Origin of the sequence: Mycobacterium scrofulaceum (genome assembly GCF_002086735.1) — a bacterium.
GTDB classification, from domain to species: Bacteria; Actinomycetota; Actinomycetes; order Mycobacteriales; family Mycobacteriaceae; genus Mycobacterium; species Mycobacterium scrofulaceum.
On the sequence record NZ_MVIJ01000002.1, the window covers coordinates 137,468 to 152,739 of the forward strand.

Annotated in this window: 17 protein-coding genes; 10 read left to right on the plus strand and 7 right to left on the minus strand. The window is 70.5% G+C overall.

Going from position 1 to position 15,272, the window contains the following annotated elements:
• Nucleotides 1–52: 52 nt before the first annotated feature.
• Entirely contained in the window at nucleotides 53–889 is an 837-nt protein-coding gene (locus BST44_RS02785; RefSeq protein WP_083174969.1) for an enoyl-CoA hydratase/isomerase family protein, read from the plus strand.
• Here BST44_RS02785 and BST44_RS02790 read toward each other — a convergent pair.
• The 3 genes from BST44_RS02790 to BST44_RS02800 form a co-directional block, all read right to left on the minus strand.
• Nucleotides 884–1,660, minus strand: a complete 777-nt coding sequence (locus BST44_RS02790; protein ID WP_083175099.1) for an MBL fold metallo-hydrolase — start codon at nucleotides 1,658–1,660, stop codon at nucleotides 884–886. The two genes, BST44_RS02785 and BST44_RS02790, sit on opposite strands and share 6 nt — an antisense overlap.
• Before the next feature lie 8 nt (nucleotides 1,661–1,668).
• Nucleotides 1,669–3,228: a long-chain-fatty-acid--CoA ligase gene (locus BST44_RS02795; protein ID WP_083174971.1), complete on the minus strand. Its 1,560-nt coding sequence runs from the start codon at nucleotides 3,226–3,228 to the stop codon at nucleotides 1,669–1,671.
• Nucleotides 3,229–3,391: 163 nt separating this feature from the next.
• On the minus strand, nucleotides 3,392–3,865 hold the full coding sequence (locus BST44_RS02800; RefSeq protein ID WP_083175101.1) for a hypothetical protein: 474 nt from the start codon (nucleotides 3,863–3,865) through the stop codon (nucleotides 3,392–3,394).
• 274 nt (nucleotides 3,866–4,139) lie between these two features.
• On the opposite strand from BST44_RS02800, the gene BST44_RS02805 reads away from it, so the two are divergent.
• The 4 genes from BST44_RS02805 (at nucleotide 4,140) to BST44_RS02820 (ending at nucleotide 7,410) form a co-directional block, all read left to right on the plus strand.
• Nucleotides 4,140–4,985: an SDR family NAD(P)-dependent oxidoreductase gene (locus BST44_RS02805; protein WP_083174972.1), complete on the plus strand. Its 846-nt coding sequence runs from the start codon at nucleotides 4,140–4,142 to the stop codon at nucleotides 4,983–4,985.
• Between the two features lie 17 nt (nucleotides 4,986–5,002).
• Nucleotides 5,003–5,935 carry a catalase family peroxidase gene (locus BST44_RS02810; RefSeq protein ID WP_083174974.1) on the plus strand — a complete coding sequence of 311 codons (933 nt, stop codon included), beginning with the start codon at nucleotides 5,003–5,005 and terminating at the stop codon, nucleotides 5,933–5,935.
• 52 nt (nucleotides 5,936–5,987) lie between these two features.
• The gene (locus BST44_RS02815) at nucleotides 5,988–6,773 is read left to right on the plus strand and encodes a sulfite exporter TauE/SafE family protein (RefSeq protein WP_083174975.1); all 786 of its coding nucleotides are present in this window, start codon (nucleotides 5,988–5,990) and stop codon (nucleotides 6,771–6,773) included.
• A 70-nt stretch (nucleotides 6,774–6,843) separates the two neighbouring features.
• Nucleotides 6,844–7,410: a DUF2781 domain-containing protein gene (locus BST44_RS02820; RefSeq protein ID WP_142274344.1), complete on the plus strand. Its 567-nt coding sequence runs from the start codon at nucleotides 6,844–6,846 to the stop codon at nucleotides 7,408–7,410.
• On the opposite strand, the gene BST44_RS02825 is transcribed toward BST44_RS02820, so the two are convergent.
• Together BST44_RS02825 and BST44_RS02830 are read right to left on the minus strand one after the other, a co-directional pair.
• Nucleotides 7,400–8,491 carry a glutamate--cysteine ligase gene (locus BST44_RS02825; RefSeq protein WP_083174977.1) on the minus strand — a complete coding sequence of 364 codons (1,092 nt, stop codon included), beginning with the start codon at nucleotides 8,489–8,491 and terminating at the stop codon, nucleotides 7,400–7,402. The two genes, BST44_RS02820 and BST44_RS02825, sit on opposite strands and share 11 nt — an antisense overlap.
• Nucleotides 8,492–8,527: 36 nt before the next feature.
• Nucleotides 8,528–8,965 (minus strand): anti-sigma factor antagonist, encoded by a 438-nt coding sequence (locus BST44_RS02830; protein ID WP_208619713.1) that lies wholly within the window; start codon nucleotides 8,963–8,965, stop codon nucleotides 8,528–8,530.
• Nucleotides 8,966–9,120: 155 nt separating this feature from the next.
• Here BST44_RS02830 and BST44_RS02835 point away from each other — a divergent pair, with 155 nt between their 5' ends.
• Complete coding sequence (locus BST44_RS02835; RefSeq protein WP_083174980.1) at nucleotides 9,121–9,741, plus strand: TetR/AcrR family transcriptional regulator; 621 nt, start codon at nucleotides 9,121–9,123, stop codon at nucleotides 9,739–9,741.
• A 7-nt stretch (nucleotides 9,742–9,748) separates the two neighbouring features.
• Here the strand turns inward: BST44_RS02835 and BST44_RS02840 are convergent, their stop codons facing one another.
• Together BST44_RS02840 and BST44_RS02845 are read right to left on the minus strand one after the other, a co-directional pair.
• Entirely contained in the window at nucleotides 9,749–10,414 is a 666-nt protein-coding gene (locus BST44_RS02840) for a DedA family protein (RefSeq protein ID WP_083174981.1), read from the minus strand.
• A 36-nt stretch (nucleotides 10,415–10,450) separates the two neighbouring features.
• A complete protein-coding gene (locus tag BST44_RS02845) occupies nucleotides 10,451–11,269 on the minus strand; it encodes an SGNH/GDSL hydrolase family protein (protein WP_083174982.1) in 819 nt (272 codons plus the stop codon).
• Between the two features lie 97 nt (nucleotides 11,270–11,366).
• Here BST44_RS02845 and BST44_RS02850 point away from each other — a divergent pair, with 97 nt between their 5' ends.
• From BST44_RS02850 to BST44_RS02865, 4 genes are all read left to right on the plus strand, one after another.
• Nucleotides 11,367–12,458, plus strand: coding sequence for a permease (locus tag BST44_RS02850; RefSeq protein ID WP_083174984.1), 1,092 nt, complete (start codon nucleotides 11,367–11,369; stop codon nucleotides 12,456–12,458).
• 42 nt (nucleotides 12,459–12,500) lie between these two features.
• Nucleotides 12,501–13,313: an IclR family transcriptional regulator gene (locus BST44_RS02855; RefSeq protein WP_083174985.1), complete on the plus strand. Its 813-nt coding sequence runs from the start codon at nucleotides 12,501–12,503 to the stop codon at nucleotides 13,311–13,313.
• Between the two features lie 169 nt (nucleotides 13,314–13,482).
• Nucleotides 13,483–13,776: a YiaA/YiaB family inner membrane protein gene (locus BST44_RS02860; protein ID WP_083174987.1), complete on the plus strand. Its 294-nt coding sequence runs from the start codon at nucleotides 13,483–13,485 to the stop codon at nucleotides 13,774–13,776.
• 159 nt (nucleotides 13,777–13,935) lie between these two features.
• Complete coding sequence (locus tag BST44_RS02865) at nucleotides 13,936–15,252, plus strand: acyltransferase family protein (RefSeq protein ID WP_083174988.1); 1,317 nt, start codon at nucleotides 13,936–13,938, stop codon at nucleotides 15,250–15,252.
• Nucleotides 15,253–15,272 lie beyond the last annotated feature (20 nt).

Genomic DNA, 15,272 nt, shown 5'->3' on the forward strand with positions numbered 1-15,272 from the left:
CCGCCGCCGCTACTGTAAGAGCGACAGTAGCGACCGACGTGAGAGGAATCCCGTGGCCCAGGTTCCCCCGACCCGCGACACCCCCCGCCCGCCCGAGGGGGACTGGCTCGGCACGCCCTACCTCACCTTGCAGCGCCAGGGGTCGATCGCGGTGTGCACCATCGATCGCCCCGACGCGCGCAACGCTTTGACGCCCGCGATGTACTTCGGGATCCGTCACGCGGTGGGCCGCGTCAACGAGGATCCCGACCTGGCCGGCCTGCTGATCACCGGAACCGGCGACGTCTTCGCGCCCGGCGGCGACATGGGCGGCGGGGGCGCCACCGACAACTGGATCACCTTCGGCGGCGCGCTGGGCATGGACGTCACCCCGTTCGACACCGTGCGCACCTCGGCCAAGCCGGTCGTCTCGGCGGTCAACGGCCTGTGTCAGGGCGGCGGGTTCCAGATCGCGCTGTGCAGCGACCTGTCGGTGGTCAGCGACCGGGCGACCTTCCGCGTGCCCGAGCTGTTCCGCGGCTACGCCGACACCTATTACAGCCAGATGCTCACCCGGGTCATCGGGCCGGTGCGCACCCGCGACCTGATGTTCACCGGCCGGGTGCTCACCGCCGTCGAGGCGCTGGACTGGGGCCTGGTCACCCGCGTCGTGCCGCACGAAAGCCTGCTCGAGTCGGCGAAAGAGCTGCTCGCGCAATGCTGCCGCACCGCGCCGCGCGCCCGCGGGGTGATCAAGTCCAGCATCGACAGCTACCTGGGCCTCTACGACCGCATCGGCATGACCAGCAGCCTGAGCGACGCCGAGGCGCGCGAGGGCTTTCGCGCCTTCAAGGAACGCCGCTCGCCGGACTGGGTGCACCCGGACCTGCGGGTGCAGGGGCGGCTATAGGTCGATCCATTCCCCGTGGGGCGCCACCCGCAACCGGTCGCCGATCCCGGCCTGGTCGAACGCGGCGGCGAATTCGTCGACGCCCTCGGTGAAGTGGGCCCAGCCGTCGACGTGGGCCGGTATCACCACCCGCGCGCCCAGAACCTCGGCGGCGGCGGCCGCGCGCGCCGCGGTCAGCGTCAGCGGCCGCCCGCGCTCCTTGGCCGGCACGCTGGCCGCGCCCGCGAACAGCACCGCGACGTCGACGACGCCCACCCGGTCGGCCACGTCCTTGACCGCCGTCATCGAGGCGTTATCACCGCTGAGGTACACCGTCGGCACGCCGGGCCCGGACAGCACGAACCCGGTCACTTCGCAGTTCACGTGACCGCTCGCGTCGCGCTGCCCGTCCGCCGGGCCGTGCACCGCCGGGACCGCCTGCGCGGCAAGCGATCCGGGCAGTTGGTAGGTCTGCCAGGGCGCCACGCCCACCGCAGGCGGCCCCAACCGGGCGGCGCCGCCGGGGTGGGTGAGCACCAGCGGCGCGGCCAGGGCCATCCGGCGGCCCTCGTCGTCCAGATTGTCGGGATGCTGGTCATGGCTGATCAGCACCGCGTCCACCGGGCCGAGCGCCTCGGCGCTCACCGCCGGCCCGGCGAGCTTGGTCAGGTACGCGTGCACCCCGGGCGGGTCGAACGTCGGGTCCATCACGATCCGCAGACCCGCGATGTCGACCACGGTGGTCGGGCCGCCCAGCACACCGATCGCGCAGGTGCGCCGCCGCGCATCCACCGATGCGCTCATATTCCTCGCGCCCGGTCACGCCAATAGGGTTCGCGCAACTGGGTTTTCAGGATCTTCCCGCTGGCGTTACGGGGCAGCGAGTCCACGAAGTCCACGGTCCGCGGGCATTTGAAGCCGGCCAGATGCTGACGGCAGAAGTCGATGACGTCCTGCGCGTCGACGTCGCCCTCGGCCACCACGATCGCCTTGACCGACTCGCCCCAGAAGTCGTCGGGCACGCCGATCGCCGCGGCATCGGCGATAGCGGGGTGCTCGATGAGCACGCTTTCCACCTCGGGCCCGTAGACGTTCTCGCCGCCGGTGATGATCATGTCCTTCAGCCTGTCTTCGATGTAGACGTAGCCGTCGTCGTCCAGGCGGCCGACGTCACCGGTGCGCACCCAGTCGTCGTCGGTGATCGTCTCGGCGGTCGCCTCCGGCCGGTTCAGGTAGCCGCTCATGTTCTGGTTGCTGCGCACCCAGATCTCGCCGGGCTGCCCGGCGGGCACCGGGGTACCCGTCTCGGCATCGACGACGCGAATCTCGGTGCCCAGCACCGCTTTTCCCGCCGCCAGCTGCAGGTGCGGGCGGGCGGGATCGCGGTGATCGGCGTCGCTCAGCGCGGTGACCGCCCCGCACAGCTCCGTCTGCCCGTACACCTGCACGAACCGGGTCTCGGGCCAGGTGGACAGCGCCCGATGCAGCAGCGGCAGCGGCATGGGCGCGGCCCCGTACACGATGTAGCGCAGGCCCGCGATGGTGGCGTGCGCCGCGTCGCCGGCCTCCAGGAACCTTGCGATCACCGGCGGGACGAAGAACGCGTGGGTCGCGCCGGCCCGCACCGCGCCCATCAGGGCGGCCGCGTCGGGTTCGCGGGTCATCACGGTGGGCACCCCGGCCCGAATCCCGAAGAGCGCGTAGCCGATTCCGCCGACGTGAAACAGCGGCATGGCCACCAGGTTCGCGTCCCCCTCGCCGAACGGGAACGCCGGAGCCAGATTCGCCGCGTGATTGACCAGCGCGCGCTGGCTCAGCAACACGCCCTTCGGCCGCCCCGTGGTGCCGGAGCTGTAGATAACCAGCGCGGTCTCGCCCGCGTCGACGTCCGCGTCGCTCCCCGTGGGCGCCGCCGCGTCCAGCAGCGACTCGTACTCGTCGCCCACCACGACGATGCGTTCCACGCCCGGCGCCCGTTCGGCGGCCGCCTCGGCCGCGGCCCGCAGCTCGGCGCCGACGAAGACCAGCCGCGCGCCGCTGTCGGCGAGCACGTGCACGAGTTCCTCGCCGATGACCCGCCAGTTGACGATGGTCGTCACGGCGCCGATCGACGCCGCGGCGAACAGCACCTCGAGGCAGGCGGGGTGGTTCTTGTCCAAAAACGCCACGCACTCACCGCGCCGCACACCGGCGTCGCGCAGCGCACCGGCCGCGCGGCGGATCCTCGCCGCCCAGTCGGCCCAGGACCACTGCCGTTCCCCGTAGCGAATCGCGACGGCGTCGGGCCGCTGCCGGGCGTGCCGGTCGACGAATCCGGCGAGCGTCTCCGTGGTGTCCGCCGTGGTGTCGGCTGGTGGCATGAATCCCTCCGGGTGAGTGAGTTTGTTCCTGTTGAGTGTGCACTGAGGGCTTTGACTGTGCGCCGAGGGCGGGAGCCGGACGATTTCCGCCGTCGATTCACGCGCGAAGCCGTGGATACACGCACAGAGCGCGGGATACGCACGCGAAGCCGTGGCCCCCGGATCAGAGCATGGATTCGATCATCACGCCGCCGTCGCGGGCCGCCTGCGCGGTCGCGTTGTTGTCCTGGCGGTAGTCGACGAACACCGACTGCCGGTTGGACGTGTTCAGCAGCTCGGTGAAGGTGCCGATGACCGGAATCGGGCCCTGGGGCGCCAGCACGTCGGCGCTGTAGTCGACGGACGCCTGCTGCTGGAATTTCGGACCCGGCAGCGTTCTGGTGTGCGGCTCGCCGACGTCCCGCACGTTGGTCAGGACGGCCGAGGCGTCGCCCGCCAACTGTGCTTTGTCCGCCTGCAGGGCGGCGACGACGTCGGTCCCGCCCGCGGGTTTCACCGTGACCCGCATCTGCGCGCTCAGATCGGCGTTGCTGAGCGCCACCCAGTTGGGGCCGCGGTGGCCGAGCGTCCAGCCGGGGGCGGGGACGATCGAGACGCCGTCGGCGATCGGGATCGCCCCGGCCGAGGCGAGCCGCACCGGCGAGGGCGTGCCGATCGGGACAAGGGCCGCCGCCACGGCGGTGGCCAGGACCGCGGCGACGGCGGAGGCCCGCCGCGGACGTATGGAGTTGAGGATCGACGAGAACATGCGCTGGCTCCTGTTCCGGGCATTGGGCGTGGGGGGATTCGCCCGCTGTTCCCACGATCCGCCCAAACGCGGGCGGTGTCCAAGACCGGATCGCTATTTGCTGATCGCTGCCCGTTATCAAAGGATCACCCGGCTACGGTGTTCGCCCACGCGCCCGCCGCCGATGTGTCAACATGTCTGCGGCGTAACACGATCCGAAACGAGGCCAGACGTGGTGAACCCCGAACGTGCCCGCTCACGCACCTTCGTGGTGACGGGCGCCGCTTCCGGAATCGGCCTGGCGAGCGCGCGGCGCCTCCTGGCCGAGGGGGCCACGGTGATCGGCGCCGACCTGGCCGCCGCGCCCGACCTAGGTTTCAGCGGCCCCCGGTTCCAGTTTGTGACCGCCGACGTCACCGACGAGGCCGCCGTCGCCGCGGTGCTGGCCGCCGTGCCCGACCGCCTCGACGGCGTCCTGCACGCCGCGGGCGTCGCCGGGGGAGGCCCGGTCCACCTGCTCGACCGGACCGAATGGGACCGGGTGATCGGGATCAACCTCACCGGCACCTTCCTGGTCGCCAAGGCGGCGCTGGCCCGGATGATCGAGCAGCAACGCGTCGACGGCGAACGCGGTTCGCTGGTGACCGTCGCCAGCGTGGAGGGCCTGGAAGGCACGGCGGGCGGCAGCTCGTACAACGCGGCCAAGGGCGGCGTCGTGCTGCTCACCAAGAACATCGCGCTCGACTACGGGCCCAGCGGCATCCGGGCCAACGCCATCTGTCCGGGCTTCATCGAAACGCCCATGGCCCAAAGCGTCTTCGGCCTCCCGGGCATGGAGGGCCCGCTGCAATCCATCACCACCGAACACGCCCTGCAACGGCTGGGCCAGCCGGAGGAGGTCGCGGCCATGGCGGCGTTCCTGCTGTCGCCCGACGCCTCGTTCGTCAGTGGGCAGGCGATCGCCGTCGACGGTGGCTACACCGCCGGCCGCGACCACGGTGTGGTCAAACTCTTCGGCTTTCCCTCCTAGCGCCTTAAGATTCGCCCATGGTCACTCCCGACGAGGCGATCGAGGCGATTCGAGGCACCGGCGGTGCGCAGCCGGGCTGCCGCGCGCTGCACGCCAAAGGCACCCTCTACCGCGGCACGTTCACCGCTACGCCTGACGCTGTCATGCTCACGCGGGCAAAGCATTTCGACGGTTCGACAGTCCCGGCGCTGATCCGGTTCTCCAACGGCGCCGGCAACCCCACGCAACGCGACAACGTGCCGGGGGTCCGCGGGATGGCGGTGAAGTTCACCCTGCCCGACGGCTCGACCACCGATGTGTCGACGCAGACCGCGCGCCTGTTCGTCTCGAGCACGCCGGACGGATTCGTCGACCTGCTCAAGGCGATGCGGCCCGGCCTGACGACCCCGCTGCGGATGGCCAAACACTTCCTCACCCACCCGCGGTTGCTCGGCGCGCTGCCGGTCCTGCGCGACGCCAACAAGATCCCGGCGAGCTACGCCACCATCGAGTACCACGGCTTGCACGCGTTCCGCTGGGTCGCCGACGACGGCAGCGCCAGATTCGTTCGCTACCACATGGTTCCGGCCGCCACGGAGAGCTACCTGTCGGCGTCGTCCGCGCACGGCGAGGGCCCCGACTTCCTCACCGGCGAGCTGAACTCGCGCCTGGACGGCGGACCGGTGCGGTTTCACTACCGCGTGCAGATCGGCGGGCCCACGGACTCGACGGTCGACCCGTCAGCGCCCTGGCAGAGCACGCAGATCGCGACCGTCGGCACGCTCGAGATCACCGGCCCGGAGACCGAGCGCGAGCACGGCGGCGACATCGTCGTGTTCGACCCGATGCGGGTGACCGATGGCATCGAGCCGTCCGACGATCCGGTCCTGCACTTCCGCACGCTCGCCTACTCGGCATCGGTCAAACTCCGCACCGGCGTCGACCGCGGCGCCGAGGCGCCTCCTGCCTGACGCGCACTCCACCCGCGCGCCGAAACCGGCGGCGCGCTAGGGTTTTTCTTCAGTGTCGCCTTCCCATATCCTCCTGATCTGCCTGGCCGGGTTCGGCGCCGGCGCCATCAACGCGCTCGTCGGGTCCGGCACCCTGATCACGTTCCCCACCCTGGTCGCGCTCGGCTTCCCGCCGGTGACGGCCACCATGTCCAACGCGACCGGCCTGGTCGCCGGCAGCGTGTCAGGCACCTGGGGCTACCGCGCGGAGCTACGCGGTCAATGGAACCGGCTGCGCTGGCAACTGCCGGCGTCGCTGGCGGGCGCGGTGCTGGGCGCCTTTTTGCTGCTGCACCTGCCGGAAAAGGTGTTCGCCGAAGTGGTGCCGGTGCTGCTGGTCCTGGCGCTGGCGCTGGTGGTCACGGGACCGCGCATCCAGGCGTGGACGGGCCGGCGCGCCGAGGCGGCGGGCCGCTCGCCCGAGCACATCACGCCGGGTCGCATGGCCGTCCTGGTGCTGGGCACGTTCGCCGTCGGCGTGTACGGCGGCTATTTCACCGCGGCGCAGGGCATCCTGCTGGTCGGCCTGATGGGCGCGCTGCTGCCGGAGTCGGTGCAGCGGATGAACGCGGCCAAGAACCTGCTGGCTCTGGTGGTGAATGTGGTTGCGGCGACGGCCTATACGCTGGTGGCCTTCGACCGGATCAGCTGGCCGGCCGCCGGGCTGATCGCGGCGGGCTCGCTGGTCGGGGGATTGGCGGGGGCGCGCTACGGGCGCCGGTTGTCCGGGAACGCGCTGCGGGCGACCATCGTGGTGGTGGGCCTGATCGGGCTGTACCGGCTGCTCGCGGTCGCGTGACTAGACCCCCTACATCGATGGGTTCGGAGGTTTAGGTCCTTGCGTTGATCGGCAGACGTACGATCCGGCCATGTCGATGCCAGCCGTGTCGCAACGCGATGAGAATTTCGTCCGACGAGCGGACCCGATTCCGCTGCGGGAGCGGCGACGCGACTGGTTTTTCATCGTGATGTACTCCTTCTTCGCGTTGACGTCCGCGCTTGCGGACACGGTCAATACGGTGGGTCATCCCGATCCGCGGTCGGGCTATTTCATGGCACGGTTCCTCTACAACGCCGGGACCGACTCCCTGCTGATCGCGAACCCCCGCTTCGTCCAAGTCAGCGTGGGCTATGTGTCGGCAATGCTGTTCGGCGTCTTCTATCTGGTCTTGATCTACGCGTTCGTGCGAGGACGGGATTGGATCCGCCTGCCAGCGGTCTTCTACGCGGGAATGGTGGTCATGGGCACGGGCGTGTACTTGGCCGTTGGGCTCTTGGGCGACGCGCCGTTGTTTCACCTTGCGTGCGGCCCGAATTCGAATTACGACTACGCGTTTCTCAACGCGGCGCAGTCTCTCGCGTACAACCTGCCCTATCCGCTGACGGGTCTGCTGCTCGTCGCGCGCATGTGGCGCGATCGTCCGTTCACCCGCTGAGCGTGGCCGCCGCAATTTCCGCAATGACGTCCATCACCTCGCCGCGGATGCGCCAGGCGCGCAACTGGCGCATGGCGCCGTTGCCCTGCGCGGCGACGCGGTCGAGTTCACCCACGACGCGGTCGTACTCGCCGAGAGTCTGCAGCGCCGGCCGCACGCGCTGCACGAAGGCGTGCAACTGCTCCCGCGCGGGCACCGCCCCGCGGCCGTGGATCAGGTCGAGCGTGCGCCCGGCGAGCCCGTCGTGGGCGGCCTTCCAGTACGCCGCGCGCAGGGCCGCCGGCGGAAGCCGCCCCGGTTCGCCTTCGCCGGCGTCGAGCGCCGTCATCACCGCGGCCCTGACCAGCGTGGCGAGCAGCACCGTCTCCGCGACGGTGGCCGGGACGTCGGCCACCCGCACCTCGATCGTCGGGAAGTTCTCCGACGGGCGCACGTCCCAATAGATCATCTTCTCGTCGAGGATCACTTCGCTGTCGATCAGCATCCGCACCGTGCGGTCGTAGTCGTCGGGCGACGGGAAGAAGGGCGGCGGTCCGGCCACCGGCCAGCGCCGCCAGAGCACGCTGCGCCAGCTCGCGTAGCCGCTGTCGGCGCCGCGGTACACCGCCGAATTCGACGACAGCGCAAGCAAAGACGGCAGCCAGGGCCGCAACCAGTTGCTGGCTCGAATGGCCGCCGCGCGGTCCGGAACCTGCACGTGCACATGGCATCCGCAGATGCCCTGCTCGTGCGCGACCATCCCGTACTCCTCGCCGATCCGCCGGTAGCGCGGGGTGTCGGTCACGGGGAACTCGTGCGGCGTGGCGGGCGGAAGCCCGGCCGCCAGTAGCTGAAGCCCGGCGGCCTCGGCCGCCTGCGCCGCGATGCGCCGCAGCCGGGCCAGCTCCTCGCCGAGTTCGGCGCCGGTCGCCACGACGCTCGAGGTGGTCTCCACTTGGCAGCTGCTCAGCTCCAGGTCCAGCTCGACACCGCGGTCCTTGGCCTCGGCGGCCACGTCGGCGTTACGTGGAGCCGGTTCGCCGGTTCGCGGGTCGACGAGGAGGAATTCCTCCTCCGCGCCGAAGGTGGGAGGCTCGCTCATCCGGCCGGGGAGCCGATCAGCGCCCGGGCCGCCCCGTCACCAACGGGGCGCGGACGCGAGCGCGGAATCGGCGGTCGGGTAGATGGGCAGCAGGCCGGACAGGCCGCACGCGTCGACGATGCGGGCGACGATCGGCTCGCGGCTCACCAGGCGCAACTCGATGCCGCGCTCCTTGCAGCGCTTCGCCTCGTCGGCCAGTACCGCGAAGGCGCAGCAGCCCATGAACTCCAGTCCGGTGACGTCGACGACGAGGGGGCCGGGCGCGACGGCGACGCCGGCGACCTCGCCGAGCAGCTGGCGCCAGGTGTGCTCATTGCACGCGTCGACCTCCCCGCCCGCGTAGATCAGCACCGCGGGGCCGCTGCGATCGGCCGTGGCGCGCAGCGTGCTGGTCGGATCGCCGAGCTCGTAGACCAGCTTCGTGCTCAGCATCAGGTGGGTAGTTGTCATGGGTTCTGCAATGGCAGAGCACATCGTGGACTCCTAATCGACCGGCGTCTACGACGCTGCGATGGATGCCCGTCCTGCCGTTTGAAGACAGACTCTTTCGCGGAATGCGAATCTCATTTCTATAACAAGACAGGTCAGTCTGTCTACATGTCGCGGCTAAGAGTACGTTGTGACTTGTCATGCCAACCCCCGATGTTGGAGCGCCCGCCGCATCGGCTCGCGAACGCATCCTGACCGCGGCTTACGAGCTGTTCAGCCGGCGTGGCATCCGCGCTGTCGGCACCGAAGAGGTGATCGACCGCGCCGGCGTCGCCAGGGCCACGTTGTACCGTCACTTCGCCACCAAGAACGACCTCGTGCTGGCCGTGCTGCAGCGGCGCGAGGAAGTGTGGACGCACGGCCTGATCGAGGAGCAGTCGCGGCAGCGGGGCGAGACGCCCGAGGAGCAGCTGCTCGCCATCTTCGACGTCATGCACGACTGGATCCAGCGCCGCGACGGCTACGAAGGCTGCTCGTTCCTCAACGTGCTGCTCGAGCTCGGGCCCGATTCCCCCGCGGGACAGGCCTGCATCACGCACATCGACCACGTCCGCGACATCGTGCGTCACCGCGCCGCCGCGGCCGGGCTGACCGACGTGGAGGAGTTCGCCTCGTCCTGTCACATCCTGATGAAGGGCGCCATGGTGCTGGCGGCCGTGGGCGACGTCGACGCCGCGTTGCGCGCCCGCAGGATGGCCGTCGGCCTCATCGACGATTACCGGCCGGTCGCGCCGGAGGATCTCGGCGAGGCGGCCAGTTAGCCGCGGTTCAGGCGGCGTCGGCGGCGGTGCTGCCGGCCTTGCGGTAGTGCTCGGCCTCGAGTTCGGCGATGGCCCGTGAGGTGCGTTCGCGCAGCGCGAAGGCGGCGATGAGGCCGAACACGATCGCGACGACCAGGGCTACCCACGAGAACCGCTCCAGCCAGCGCTCCGCGGCCATCCCGGCGAAATACACCAGCGCGGTGGTGCCGCCGGCCCAGCAGATGGCGCCCGAGACGTTGGCCGCCAAGAAGCGCGGGTAGTGCATCTTCAGCGCCCCGGCGAGCGGGCCGGCGAATATCCGCAGCAGCGCGATGAAGCGGCCGAAGAAGACCGCGCGAACTCCCCAGCGGCTGAACAACTTTTCGGCCAACGCGACGTGTCCGGGACCGAAATGCTTGGGGAACCGCCGGCCAAGGCGGTCGAAGAGCGGCATGCCGAAGCGGCGGCCGATCGTGTAACCGATCGAGTCGCCGACAACGGCGCCCATCACCGCCGCGAGGCCCACGCCGACGGGGTTGACCGGCAGGTCGTCATGCGACGACATCAGCGCCGCGCTGACCAGGATGATCTCCCCGGGAAGGGGGATGCCGAGGCTCTCCAGCCCCACCACACCGCCGACCACCAGGTAGACCGCGAGCGGCGGGATCGCGTGCAGCAAAGCCTCCACATCCATGCGTCCAGGATGCCTGACCGCCCGGCGATGCGCGCCCTAAACCCGCCGGTTCGCGTCCGCCGGCCTGCTCGGCGTGCTCAGGCTCTCCAGGCGCGGGCGTTTGGGTTCCCGCCCGTCGGCCGACGACAGGCCGCGCAGCCGGCGCCAGATCCACGGGAAGAAGCTGTCCTGCGTCCAGCGCAGCTGCTCGTAGGCGCCGGCGGTGACCGACCGCCGCCGGGCATCCAGGCTTCCGTACGCCCAATCATGGTTGCTGCCAGGCAGATTCAGGGCCTCGGCGGCCGCGGCGGCGAACAGCATGTGCCCCTTGCTGGAGGCGTGCACGCGGTCGATGGCCCAGGTGTCCAGCTCGCGCATGGACGGCGCGTTGTACAGGTCGACCAGCCCGAAGCCGTAGCGCTCGGCGGCCCCCGTGATGGCCGCGTTGATGCGGGCCAGCCGGCCCGAGACCAACCGCCCCAGCGGGAGGAACTGGGCGACGTTCGGGAACGTGGTCGTCACCACCGTGGCCCCTGACCTGGCCAGCGCGGCGTAGAGGTACTCGAGGTCCAGCAGGGCGGGCCCGAACGACCGCCCGGGCTGGATGACGTCGTTCATCCCGACGCACACGGTGATCAGGTCCGGCCGCATGGCCAGGGCCGGCGGGACCTGCTCGTAGAGAACGTCGCCGATGCGTTTGCCGCGGATCGCGAGGTTGGCATAGTGCAGTCCGGGGTAGACCGAATCGACCATGGCGGCGAGCCGGTCGGCAAACCCGAGGAGGCCGACGACGTCGTCGCCGTCCCACAAGCCCTCGGTCTGGCTGTCGCCGATCGCGACGTAACGGCGATATCCAGACGGAACAGCCCCGCTCACGAAGCCGAGAATAATCGCGATCGCCGTCGGAGTGCGGGAGGCGTGGCGACCCACTCGCCTGTGCGCAAGCCCAGGTCGTGGGCTAGCCTCGTTGGTCATGGCTATGCCTTTGGAGGGCAATGCAATTCACCACGGGGGCCGACGGACCGTCGCAATCGGCGTCGCCGTCGCCGCCGCCGTGTTCACGGCGGGTTTGCTGTGGGCGAAGTGGCTGCCCTACGCGGGGAAGGCCGCCACGGCCCATCGGACCCACCACTGGGCCGGATCGAGCGTGCTCGCCGTGGGCGGCGTGCGCGCCGGGGATCGCCCCACCTGGCACGCGGCCGCGACGTTCTTCCATGCGTACGTGTCGTCGATCTGGCCGGCGCTGGTCGCGGCGCTGCTGATCAGCGCGTCGGTGCAGGCGCTGATCCCGCGACCGTGGCTGCCGCGCGCGTTGAACAGGCGCGGCCTGGTCTCGAGCGCGCTGGCCGGCGGGGCCGCCGGCATGCCCTCGATGATGTGCACCTGTTGCGCCGCCCCGGTTGCCGTCACCCTGCGCCGCAACGGCATCACGCCCGCGGCCGCGGTCGCCTACTGGCTGGGCAACCCGTTGCTCAACCCGGCCGTGCTGGTGTTCTTGTTCTTCGTCGCCCCCTGGCAATGGACCCTGACCCGGCTGCTGGTCGGCGTCGCGACGGTGCTCGGCGTCGCGGCGGCGGTGGGGCTGGTCTCCCGCGCCCCCGGCGCCGGGCCGAGGCCGCCGCGGGCCGTCCCGGCCGCCGGCGACGGCGCGGGCATCGGTGGGCCGCGCGGGTTCGTGCGGGCGCTGTTGTGGCTGGGTCTGTTCCTGCTGCCCGAGTACGCGGTCCTGGTGCTGCTGGTGGGGGCGCTGCGCGGGTGGTTGCTCACACTGGCGCAACCGGCGCACCACGGCCTGCTGTGGGCGCTGCTGCTCGTCGTGGTGGTCGCGATCGCCGGCACGCTGATGGTCATCCCGACAGCAGGGGAAATCCCCATCCTGCAGGGGCTGGCCCTGCTGGGCGCGTCGTCCGGCACGATCGGCGCGCTGCTGATCACCCTGCCGGCGGTGAGTGTCCCGGGGGCCGCGATGATCGCCCGCAGCTTCGGGTGGCGCGCCGTCGCCACCGCGACGGCCGCGGTGACGGCGGCGGGATTACTCGGTGCGGCGGTCCTCAGCCTGCTGTGAGTTCAGCACCGGCGCGGGTGGTCCGCGGGTACCTTCACTGTCATGCCGGGTAAGCGTGAGCGGGACGCCGGGGACGCGGAAGCGCCGGGCGCCGATTCGCTTGCGCCGCAGTATCCGATCGAGTCGGTAGACAACGCGCTCAAGCTGCTGCTGTTGCTGGGCGAACGGCCCCAGATCCGGTTGAGCGAGGCCACCCGCTACCTGGGCGTGGCGTCGTCCACCGCGCATCGGCTGCTGGCGATGCTGGCCTACCGCGGGTTCGTCCGGCAAGACCCGGTGTCGAAGGCCTACCTGCCCGGCCCGTCGCTGACCGGGGTGGCGTTCGCGATCTTCGGCCGCATCGACATCCAGCGCTCGGCGGCGCCGATCATGCGTGGCCTCGCCGAGCAGCTGCGCGAAACGATCCACGTCGGCATGCTGGACGGGGCCGGCGTCCGCTTCGTCGCCGCCGTCGAGGGCCCGGCCGCCGTCCGGGTGGCCTCCCGGTTGGGCCGCAGCATGCCGGCGCATTGCACCTCGACGGGCAAGGTCATGCTGGCCCAGCTGCCGGAGGCCGAGCTGCGTCAGCTGTTGCCGCACGAGCGGCTGGACCGCATCACCTCGTCCTCGATCGGCAGCCGGACCGAGCTGGAGGCCGAGCTGGCCGCCATTCGCGCGCGCGGGTACGCCGTCAACCGCGAGGAGAGCGAGGAGGGCGTCGCCTCGGTCGCGGTGCTCATCCCGGCGCGGGCGCCTGGCCTGCGCCTCGCGCTCAACGCGGCCGCACCGCAAAGCCGGCTGGATGACGCCAGGTGCGCGACGGTTGCCGCCGCTCTTGGCAAGGCCGCCAAGGAGATTGGCGATCAGTTGGGCTGAGGCACCGCCCTGGCCGACGGCGGCGTCTAGGCCAGGTTCGGCGAGTGTGCGCCGGCCGTTAAAGCTTGTGCCGCAAGCGCGGTCGGCCTGTTGTCGCGGCGACGGGTGACGGCGGAATTGAGTAGTCCTACGGATTCGGCGAGCAGCTCGCTGCCGCAGGCTATTTGGCATGACCGTTCCCAACAGCATGTCCAAAACCACAGCCGCGTTTTTCGTTCAGGCCGCTGTCGCCTTCGCGATCAGCTTCATGACCGCGCTGGGCGGTATCTACTTGCTTCCGCTCGACGCGTGGCAGCGGGCCTTCCTCGGCATCACCTTCCTGTTCTTGGTGTCGAGCGCGTTCACGCTGGCCAAGGTGATCCGCGACCAACAGGAGGCCGCGACGGTGCGGGTGCGCCTCGACGAAGCACGCATTGAAAGACTGCTGGCCGACTATGACCCGCTCAACGCCGCCGCGAACTGAGTAGTACTACCCGGGCGCAACGCGTAGAACTGCGCGGGCGCAGGCCGTGCGCGACCGGCGATGCTAAGTGCATGGCGTCCGAAATAGCACTTCCCCTGGGCAGCGCCGCCTAAATCCGTTTTCCCACAGTATTTTTCCGAAAGGTCCGGTGACATTCACATGGCAGTCCTCACGAGATTTCCCGACGTCGCCGAGGTGGCGGCGGCCACTCCGGCCGGCCGCGACCGCGCTCTCGACGTCATCCGCATCGCGTCGCTGATCGGTGTGGTGCTCGGCCACACCGTGATGGCCGCCAGCATCATCGAAAACCACGTTTTGATCTGGGACAACCTGCTGACCACCTCGGTGGTGTTCCAGGCCGCGACCTGGCTCCTGCAGATCATGCCGCTCTTCTTCTTCGCCGGCGCCGCGGCCTGCGCGTCTTCGTGGTCCGCCGGGACGAACTGGGGCGACTGGCTGATGAAACGCTGCGCCAGGCTGTTCCGGCCGGTGTTCTACTACCTTGCGTTCTGGGCGGTGGCGCTGACGGTGCTGTCGCTGGTCCTGCCGCAACACGTCTACGAGCCGGTGGCCGGCGTCAGCACGCAACTGCTGTGGTTCTTGGGCGCCTACGTGCTGGTGCTGGCCGCCATGCCCATGCTGTACCGCATCACCACCGCGGGCCGGCTGGCCCTCGGTGTGGCCGGCGTCTACGGGGCCATCGCGCTGGTCGACGCCGTCCGGCTGCATCACCCGGCCGCCATGCCCCTGGGCTACCTCAACCTGGCCGTTTGGCTCATCCCGGCCATGTTCGGCATCGCCTACCGCCGCCGGCTGCTGAGCCGGCGCGCCGCCCTGGCCGTCGCGGCCGTTCTGTTCGCCGTCGACGTTGCGCTGGTGCGCTGGGGCCCGTACCAGATCAGCATGGTCGGCACCGGCGATCACCAGCTGTCCAACACCAGCCCGCCCTCGTTGCTGCTGGCCGGGCACGCGATCATCCTGAGCGCCCTGGCGATCGCCGCCGCGCCGGCCATCGCACGCTGGGCCCGGCGACCGCGGGTGTGGTGGTGGACCGCGATCGGGAACTCCGGGGCCATGACCCTGTACCTGTGGCACATGCCGGTGCTGCTGGGCGTGCATCTGGCCTTCGACTACCTCGGCTGCCCGCGCTACCCCGGCGCGCACGACTTCCTCGCCGTCAGCGTCGCGCAGCTGTTGGTCGTGATCGTCGCGTTGGCGGTGCTTTTCGTCGCGCTGCGGCCGCTGGAGAACAACCCGCTGTCGGGCTGGGACGGCGCCCCCGCGGTGACTGCCCGCGGCCGGGGAGCGGCCGTCGGCGCCCTGCTGTGCGTCGCGGGCGTGGCGATCCTCGCCGCCATCAGGTGGGGTCTCAAGGACGAGGGCCTGGTGTGCATGGCCGTGATGGTGACCGCGTTGGTGGGCGCCCGCGTGCTGGCCGCCGCACAGGCCAAGCGCCTCGTCGGGGCCCTCGGGTAGCCGCGGAATCCGTTGACCCG

What these genes read in the sequence shown, in the direction of transcription:
- BST44_RS02825 (WP_083174977.1), bottom strand. Translation starts at nt 8,491, where the DNA reads ATGAGCGAGCCTCCCACCTTCGGCGCGGAGGAGGAATTCCTCCTCGTC.
- BST44_RS02840 (WP_083174981.1), bottom strand. Translation starts at nt 10,414, where the DNA reads ATGGATGTGGAGGCTTTGCTGCACGCGATCCCGCCGCTCGCGGTCTAC.
- BST44_RS02810 (WP_083174974.1), top strand. Translation starts at nt 5,003, where the DNA reads ATGGTCACTCCCGACGAGGCGATCGAGGCGATTCGAGGCACCGGCGGT.
- BST44_RS02850 (WP_083174984.1), top strand. Translation starts at nt 11,367, where the DNA reads ATGGCTATGCCTTTGGAGGGCAATGCAATTCACCACGGGGGCCGACGG.
- BST44_RS02865 (WP_083174988.1), top strand. Translation starts at nt 13,936, where the DNA reads ATGGCAGTCCTCACGAGATTTCCCGACGTCGCCGAGGTGGCGGCGGCC.
- BST44_RS02835 (WP_083174980.1), top strand. Translation starts at nt 9,121, where the DNA reads ATGCCAACCCCCGATGTTGGAGCGCCCGCCGCATCGGCTCGCGAACGC.
- BST44_RS02805 (WP_083174972.1), top strand. Translation starts at nt 4,140, where the DNA reads ATGTGTCAACATGTCTGCGGCGTAACACGATCCGAAACGAGGCCAGAC.
- BST44_RS02795 (WP_083174971.1), bottom strand. Translation starts at nt 3,228, where the DNA reads ATGCCACCAGCCGACACCACGGCGGACACCACGGAGACGCTCGCCGGA.
- BST44_RS02830 (WP_208619713.1), bottom strand. Translation starts at nt 8,965, where the DNA reads ATGTGCTCTGCCATTGCAGAACCCATGACAACTACCCACCTGATGCTG.
- BST44_RS02855 (WP_083174985.1), top strand. Translation starts at nt 12,501, where the DNA reads ATGCCGGGTAAGCGTGAGCGGGACGCCGGGGACGCGGAAGCGCCGGGC.
- BST44_RS02820 (WP_142274344.1), top strand. Translation starts at nt 6,844, where the DNA reads ATGTCGATGCCAGCCGTGTCGCAACGCGATGAGAATTTCGTCCGACGA.
- BST44_RS02860 (WP_083174987.1), top strand. Translation starts at nt 13,483, where the DNA reads ATGACCGTTCCCAACAGCATGTCCAAAACCACAGCCGCGTTTTTCGTT.